Annotated in this window: 3 protein-coding genes; all 3 read right to left on the bottom strand. The window is 63.5% G+C overall.

Features of this window, described 5'->3' with window-relative positions; translation table 11 throughout:
* Nucleotides 1–257: 257 nt before the first annotated feature.
* From L8F97_RS17695 to L8F97_RS17685, 3 genes are read right to left on the bottom strand one after another with little or no spacing between them, the layout of a single operon-like run.
* Nucleotides 258–3,707, bottom strand: a complete 3,450-nt coding sequence (locus L8F97_RS17695; RefSeq protein WP_242153257.1) for a glycosyl hydrolase 2 galactose-binding domain-containing protein — start codon at nt 3,705–3,707, stop codon at nt 258–260.
* A complete protein-coding gene (locus L8F97_RS17690) occupies nt 3,704–4,825 on the bottom strand; it encodes a lactonase family protein (RefSeq protein WP_242153254.1) in 1,122 nt (373 codons plus the stop codon). Before L8F97_RS17690 ends, L8F97_RS17695 begins: the two co-directional genes overlap by 4 nt.
* The gene (locus L8F97_RS17685) at nt 4,710–6,158 is read right to left on the bottom strand and encodes a GntP family permease (RefSeq protein ID WP_242153251.1); all 1,449 of its coding nucleotides are present in this window, start codon (nt 6,156–6,158) and stop codon (nt 4,710–4,712) included. Before L8F97_RS17685 ends, L8F97_RS17690 begins: the two co-directional genes overlap by 116 nt.
* Nucleotides 6,159–6,217 lie beyond the last annotated feature (59 nt).

Here is a 6,217-nt window from a genome sequence, read left to right as displayed (position 1 = left end):
TGGACACCGCGAGATGAGTTCGATGTCATTGGCAGGAGCCGCTTCTCAGGACCAGTTCGCCATCTGACGCAAAGGTGCGAGACCTTGTTCGAACGGCAGTGGCAAACGACGAAACGTTCGGCTAGCGCGTGGACTGACGAAGTTGGCTCATGCGTGCGGACAACGCCGATCCCCGCTTAGAGATAGTGAGGCGCTGGACGCGGAACTCAGCATTCCTCCGCATCTGCCGATCGTCGACGTGCTGAAGCATGGGGAGGTCAGCGGACCGCCTCGTCCGCTAGGTTGAACCCTCTGAGCCGCACGCTGCCGGTGCCGCTCTGCATTGGGTATCTGACGGTGATACGACGCGCTTCGCCAGGCAGAAGCGAGATGTAGTTGTCGCTGAAATAAGCCGGCAGGATCTGCTGACCCTTGGCATCGAAGAGCGTGAGTTTCGCTTCTATAGCCGGTGTGGGGCAGTCGTTGACCAGATTGATCTCGATAACGCGCTCACCGCTGTCCGATCCCGCAGCGTTTGCGCTCGCCGTCAGATGAGCGGTAGGCATCGCCGTAAGTGCTTTAAGCGCCGCAGGATGTTCGGCCTGCCAATAGAAGTTGTCCGACAGGCGGGATCCGTCCTTCGCCGTGGCCTCCAGCCGTATCAGGACGGGACCCTTCGTGAGCGCCATCGTCACGTCGAGAGGCATCACCTCGACCACGCCGTTCGCCGGCACGTCGATCGTCCGCTGGAGCTTCAACACCTCTCGGTTATTGAGCGTCACGACGTGCGCGCGTACGGTAAGGCCTGCAAAGGAGCGCAGCGTCGTGTTGGCCACGACGATGTGCCTGTCGGGAAGGTTCATCTGCACGTGCAGCGGCTCCATGCCCTTCTTCGCGCCATAGAAGGAGGCGTGGGTGTCGTAGTCCCATGAATAGATCTGGAAGTCCGTCGACGGCCAAGCTGGATGGCTCATCCATAGCATGCGGGCGCTGTTGGTGGTCCAGAGTCCAGCGTTGAAGCCTTCAAAGATCGCACGGTGCGACTCGTAGTTCAACATCTGCGCCTTGCGTTCGAAATCATCCAGGCTGCTTGGCGCGCCGAACTGGCTCGTGAGCGCCTCGTTGAAGCTCGTGACCGCGACGGCACGTTCCTGGTGCCAGTCGTGGTACGCCCAAGTGTCGTTGATTGGCCAGCGGTCGGCCGCTGGTACGGCGCGCGCCCACGCTTCGCGCGTCGGAAAGCTGTAAGTGCCGACCTCGACGGCGAAGCCTCGCGCGAAACCGGTGAAGTAACCTGCTGGTTCTCGCCAGTTGTACGGACCGGAGCCGGCGAAGTTGATGATCCGCGAATTACCTTTGTACAGTCGGGTACCGTCCTCCTGCCACACCATGTCTTGAAGCGCGGTTTGCAGAATCGGTTGTGGTACGCCCTCGTTACGCCCGATCCACAGCACGATGGATGGGTGGTTGCGAAATCTCCGGACAGTGTCGCGTGCATTCGCTACGAACAGCGGCACGTCCTCCGCCTCGGCATCGTTGTCTTGGGTCGACTCCCAGAAGTCGTTGATGACCATGAGACCGTATTGGTCCGCAAGCGCGTAGAACGCCTCCTCCGTACTCTGGCCCATCCAGTTGCGGATAATGTTCATTCCAGCCTCGCGATGCAGCCGGAAGTAGGGTTCCAGCCGCGGACGGTCGACGCGCTTCATCATGTCGTCCATGCCCCAGTTCCCGCCGCGGGCCGCGATCGGGACACCGTTGACATGCAGAACCAGGTGCGGCGACAGCCGCGGATCGGAGCGTGCCGGCGACACCGCTGGGGAGCGTTCCGCACCGGGAAAGAGCGAGTCGGCCCAGCCCCCCGGAACCTTGCGCAGGGCCTGATGGCGTTCGTCGATTATTGGCGTGCCGAGCTGGCGGGCCAGGCCGAGGTCGACTTGAATTCGGCGCAGGTCCCCACTGTCGTCCAGGGATGACAACTCGTATGTCACCTGTCGGATGCCGAAACGCACCTCCCGGGTGTCCGAGACGGCTCCGCCGACGGCTGCACTTAGTCGCAACGTGTGCAGCGCCGGATCTCCATAGCCGTTTGGCCACCACAGTTTCGGATGCGCGACACGGAGCGCCGGATGCTCTTTCGGCCGTAAGTTTACCGTGATGGAGGCGCCTGCAGGCACCGTGACGCTCTGTTCGATGACGACGTCGTCAAAGGCTGCGCGAACCACAACGGCCAGCGGGGTCCGCGCCGCATTGGTGAGGGGAATGTCGATGTGGATCTCTGCCAACGAGTTGTCTGGCTTCGGCAGCATCGTCACCACCTTGGGATCGCCCAGTGCGATCGCATCCGTCGCGGCGAGCTCGACACCCTGCCACAATCCCGTGTTGCGGTCCCGGACGCCAGGAAGCCAATCCCAGCCCTCCGTCGAGGAGAAGGTCGGACCATCGATCTGCATCGCCCCGCCGTTTTCCCCACGCCCTGCCGTCAGGGACTGTTCGTGAGGAATGCCCGGATGCGGCGGCGGGGAGACCCGGACGGCGATGGCGTTCCGCTCTCCCGCCCGCAGCAGTCCGGTCACATCGAACCGGCCGCGGACGAATGCACCCTTAATGTCCCCCATCGCCCTGCCATTTACCCAAACGTTGGCGGCATAGTTGATGCCGTTGAAGATCAGCTCCAACCGCTTACCCGCTTGTTCGGCAGGAACGGCAAACTCCGTCCGATACCAATAGTCCTGCCGCGCCAGCCGCTCGGGTATCGCCATGTTGTTGAGACCGAATCGAGGATCGGGGTAGACGCCCCGATCGACGAGCGTCGTCAGCGCTGTGCCGGGTACCGTCGCAGCGTACCAGCGCCCCGCATCGAAACCCGGCCGGGAGAGTACCGCGCCGTCAGCTGGCACGAGCGGCGCCTCTGCCATCCGCCAGCCGTTTACCGCAAACCGGCCTTGCGCCGTCGGTGCCAACGCCAGTACGTCGGCAGTGCGAGTTGCGGTTGGGCGTGAGAAGGGCGCTTGCCCTCGCGGCAGGGTCCAGGCGCGTTGCGGGATCGCCTCACCATATTGCGTTCTGACTTGGAGCGGCCAACTCGGGCTGGCATCTTCGAAGGCGACCAACTCATCGTCCGGCAGCCGGCGCGCGGCAGCCGCGACCTCCCGGAGATCCACTCGGGACACGTAGGTGAGGGCGGCCACGGCACCGGCGAAGGGGGTGTGCCCTGGTGATCGCGGACCGATCACCACCAGTGCCGCGGGAGCGCTCGCCGGCGCGGTGCCGCTTGCGACCTGCTCTCCATCTAGGAACAGGCGGAGCTCTCCATCCTGGTCAACGGCGGCGACGTGATGCCAGCGTCTCGGCGGCAGCGGGTGACCGCCGACCAGCAACTTGTCACCCAACAGCAGCGCTGCCCGCCCGTCGGCGAGTATCAGGGTGCGAGATCCCGCCTGCCCCGCGGTGCCCAAGCCGCCGACGACCACTCGCCCCGATGATCGCCGTTCGGCCTTAATCCAGGCGCTCAGCGTCCACCTCGGGGCAGGTGGCAGCAACTCTCCATCAACGTAGCCTTGCGCCGGTCGGGAGATGCCGTCTCCTCCCGCGATGAACCGGGCGTTGTAGGGGCCGATCGTGTCGAGTTTAGCCCGCGGAAGTCGCGGCGACGGCCACTCGACCTGCTGCGCGGGCGAGACGCCGGCAAGTGCCAAGCCGCCAACGAGAAGCCAGCGGCCCTTCATGCGACCTCTCCGATGTAGGCGATGCCCGGGGCGGAGACCCCGGGGCCGTGGGGGGCAAGCCGGCCGTCTCCCGCGATGCGGAAGCTCGCGATGCTACCACTGCGTTCATTGGCTACCAGGAGGCGAGATTGACATGCCAGCAACCGAATAAAACGCGGCCATCGGCCTCCGCAGCCAACATGCTCGATGAGGCTTGGTAGGCCGTTGGGAGCGATCGCGAACAAGGCGACGCTGTCGTGCCCTCGGTTGGATACATACAGGCACGTCCCAGCCGCGTTCAACGCGATCTCCGCTGCGCCGTTGTCGCCGGCATATCCCAAAGGCAGACTGGACACAGTCGCGATCGGTCGCAGCTGCGCGTTGCTGCCGGTTGCCAGTACGGTCACCGTACTCGCCAGTTCGTTGACCAGATAAACTATCGGTAGGTGAGGGTGAACGGCGAGGTGCCGCGGGCCGGATCCGGGAGCCGCCCGGTAGGCGATCGTCGCCGCGCCAAATCGTCTCGTTCGTGGATCGAAGGGATAGGCGAAGATCGCATCCGCGCCGAGATCCACCGCCCACAGCCAGCGACCGTCGGCGGTGAAGCCGACCCAATGGGCGTGTGCACGCTCCTGACGTGCTCGGTCTGGTCCGCTGCCGTGTTGGAGCCGTACGTCTGCAGGGCCGAGCGGCAGTCCACTGTCCAGGTTCAGCTGGAAGAACGCGACGCTGCCGCTGCTGTAATTGGCCACGACGAGCACCGATTGTGCGCGATCGAGCGCGAGGTGGCAGGGATCGGCGCCGCCCGAAGGCAGGCGGGCAATCCTGTCCCATCGTCCTGCCACCGTGCGGAAGATGGCGATCATGCCGTTTTCGGCTTCCTCCACCAGATAGTGCAGCCCGAAACGCGGGCTATAGGCGCCGAACGAGGCATTCGGCGCGCTGCTTACCGCATCATGGGTTCGCCATTGCTCGCCGTCTGCATCGTAGCTGAGTGGCAGCAGTCCTCGGCAACCTTCATGATCATAGCCACTGGCGAACAGGTTGACGCCGCCGCCGCGCCGGGCGGCCGCTCGGTTCGGCAGCGAAGCCGCCCCGAGACCTGCCAGAACCGTGCGCTGCGACACTTGGTGCAGCATTGAAGGTGACTTCACCCAATTTCCTCTCAGACGAACGCACTAAGCAAGAGAACAAATAAAGGCCGAACGATCCGACCAAAGTCTCCATGAGCGACCAGGATCGGAAGGTGTCGCGGATGCTAAGCTGGAAATATTCCTTGAACATCCAGAAGCCGGAGTCATTCACATGGCTGCACATCAGACTTCCTGCCCCAACGGCGAGGACCATCAGATTGGCGTTTGCGCCGGTCGCAGCAATCACCGGCTTCATCATGCCGGCAGCTGTCAGTCCGGCAACCGTCGCTGAGCCCAGGGCGATTCGGATCACGCAGGCAAGCAACCAGCCGAGCACGAGGAGCGACAGCGGCAGGCTAGCAAGTCCGGCCGCTATCGAGTGGTCCGCCCCGCTTTCGATGAGCACCTGCTTCAACGCGCCCGCTCCTCCGATTATGAGGATGATCGGGGCGATGTCGCGGATCGCAACGGCGAAGCCGTCCATCATCGCCCGTCTGCCCATGCCGCTCGCCCGGCTGAGCAGCGCCATGCTGATCAGTATAGTTGCGAGCAAAGCCACCATTGGATTGCCCGCGAATACCGTCGCTGTGTGCATTTGGGGCAGAAGATGAAGCGTGGCTAACAAGGTCGAGCCTGAGATCAACAGCACTGGCAACAGCGCGCAAGTGAAGCTGCGTATCGCTCCCGGCAGCGACCGGTCGCGCGGCTCAGCAGCGAACAGAGCCGATGGCGGAGTTTCGATCTTCTTCAGCGTCGACGCGAACATCGGGCCGGCGATGGCCAGCGTCGGCAGGCCGACGATTAAGCCGTAAACCAGCGTCAGCCCTGTGTCGGCACGGAATTGCAAAACAAGCGCGGTCGGCGAGGGATGGGGCGGCAGGAAACCATGAGCGATCGACAGCCCAGCCAGCATTGGCATGCCGACCTGCACTGCCGGTAGACCTGACCGATACACGACCGAGAAGATCAGAGGTACCATCAGTACGAAGCCGACATTGTAGAACAGCGGGATGCCGACGAGGAAGCCGGTGGCTGCCATCGCAACGGGTATACGAGACGATCCCAGCAGCGACATCAAGGTCTCCGCGATCTGCTGCGCCGCGCCGCTGTCAGCTATCAGCTTGCCGAACGCCGCCCCCAGAACCACAATGGCGACGATCGAGCCCAGCATCTCGCCAATGCCTTTTTCGATCGTCGTAGGAACGGTGGCCAAGGGCATCCCCAGCAGAATTGCAGCCGTCACCGCCGAGATGACAAACGCGATCAAAGGCGGCGTTCTTAATGCGGCTATGAGCAGCACCAGCACGACTACTGCAAGTCCGACCGCCAACAGTGTCACGCCGCCCTCCTTTTCTGCTCGCGGCGAGTTGGCCAAATCGGGTCGTTTCCGATGAGACC

The organism is Sphingomonas sp. BAUL-RG-20F-R05-02 (assembly GCF_022662305.1).
Taxonomy (GTDB): Bacteria; Pseudomonadota; Alphaproteobacteria; order Sphingomonadales; family Sphingomonadaceae; genus Sphingomonas.
The sequence above is the reverse complement of the archived record's forward strand: the minus strand, read 5'-3'. Positions and strand labels throughout refer to the sequence as shown.